Genomic DNA, 1,729 nt, shown 5'->3' on the forward strand with positions numbered 1-1,729 from the left:
ACGGGGACCCGCACAAGCGGTGGAGCATGTGGTTTAATTCGAAGCAACGCGAAGAACCTTACCAAGTCTTGACATCCCTCTGACCGACTCTTAACCGAGTCTTTCCTTCGGGACAGAGGAGACAGGTGGTGCATGGTTGTCGTCAGCTCGTGTCGTGAGATGTTGGGTTAAGTCCCGCAACGAGCGCAACCCCTATCCTCAGTAGCCAGCATTTAAGATGGGCACTCTGGGGAGACTGCCAGGGATAACCTGGAGGAAGGCGGGGATGACGTCAAATCATCATGCCCCTTATGATTTGGGCTACACACGTGCTACAATGGCGTAAACAAAGGGAAGCGAACCTGCGAGGGTGGGCAAATCCCAAAAATAACGTCCCAGTTCGGACTGTAGTCTGCAACCCGACTACACGAAGCTGGAATCGCTAGTAATCGCGGATCAGAATGCCGCGGTGAATACGTTCCCGGGTCTTGTACACACCGCCCGTCACACCATGGGAGTCAGTAACGCCCGAAGTCAGTGACCTAACCGCAAGGAAGGAGCTGCCGAAGGCGGGACCGATGACTGGGGTGAAGTCGTAACAAGGTAGCCGTATCGGAAGGTGCGGCTGGATCACCTCCTTTCTAAGGAAAAAGTAGAGAAACAAGATGTGTTTTACTGTTGAGTTATCAAGGCAACTGAATAATGATATTTCTGGTAGCGATGCGCTTAGGGGACACACCCGTTCCCATCCCGAACACGACGGTTAAGACCTAAGCGGCCGATGGTACTGCACTGGAGACGGTGTGGGAGAGCAGGTGGCTGCCAGATCAAATGGGGATGTAGCTCAGTTGGGAGAGCACCTGCCTTGCAAGCAGGGGGTCGAGAGTTCGAATCTCTTCATCTCCACTGAAATCGAAAGATTTCAAGATGGGCTTATAGCTCAGCTGGTTAGAGCGCACGCCTGATAAGCGTGAGGTCGGTGGTTCGAGTCCACTTAAGCCCACTGGTTTAAATGAACCAGAACCCCGAAAAGTTCATAATCATGAGCAATAGGGCAAAGGTCCACTTAAGCCCATTGGGTTTTAAGTAATAAAGCCCAATACATTGTACCTTGAAAACTGCATACATGAGATTTGATTAAGTTAATCAAATATCCTTAAACGCAAAGTATTAAGAAATTAATGCAAACGCAAAGATAGGAAGACATCGATTTATCTGTTATTGAACAGAGTAATCAAACACATGTCGGAAGATACGAGAGTATCGGAAGACACGAGAATCAAGAGACCGCATCACCTACGCTAGGGTGATGAAGCGAAAGGTCAAGCAATAAGGGCACAGGGCGGATGCCTTGGCACTAAGAGCCGATGAAAGACGTGATAAGCTGCGAAAAGCTTCGGGGAGGAGCAAATATCCCGTGATCCGGAGATGTCTGAATGGGGAAACCCGCATGAGCAGACCTCATGCATCCATACGCCAATCCATAACGTATGGAAGGGAACCCGGGGAACTGAAACATCTAAGTACCCGGAGGAAAAGAAAGAAACATCGATTCCGTAAGTAGCGGCGAGCGAACGCGGAGGAGCCTAAACCGGTGTGCGTGCATGCCGGGGTCATGGACTGCATTTAAGATTCAGCGAAGTTAACAGAACGGTTTTGGGAAAGCCGGCCGAAGAGGGTGAAAGCCCCGTACGTGAAAGCAGAGCTGACTGAGCAGGATCCGGAGTACCACGAGACACGAGGAACCTTG

Annotated in this window: 2 tRNA genes and 3 rRNA genes; all 5 read left to right on the top strand. The window is 50.5% G+C overall.

Annotated elements, in window-relative coordinates:
* Positions 1-620 (top strand): 16S ribosomal RNA (locus AB5026_RS18885); the annotation flags it as partial.
* Between the two features lie 69 nt (positions 621-689).
* Positions 690-807 (top strand): 5S ribosomal RNA (gene rrf / locus AB5026_RS18890).
* A gap of 5 nt (positions 808-812) precedes the next feature.
* Positions 813-885 (top strand) — tRNA-Ala (locus AB5026_RS18895).
* Positions 886-908: 23 nt separating this feature from the next.
* Positions 909-982: transfer RNA gene (locus AB5026_RS18900), tRNA-Ile, on the top strand.
* A 317-nt stretch (positions 983-1,299) separates the two neighbouring features.
* Positions 1,300-1,729: ribosomal RNA gene (locus AB5026_RS18905) — 23S ribosomal RNA — on the top strand; the annotation flags it as partial.

The organism is Blautia sp. RTP21359st1_E11_RTP21359_211015 (genome assembly GCF_040910705.1).
Taxonomy (GTDB): domain Bacteria; phylum Bacillota; class Clostridia; order Lachnospirales; family Lachnospiraceae; genus Blautia_A; species Blautia_A fusiformis.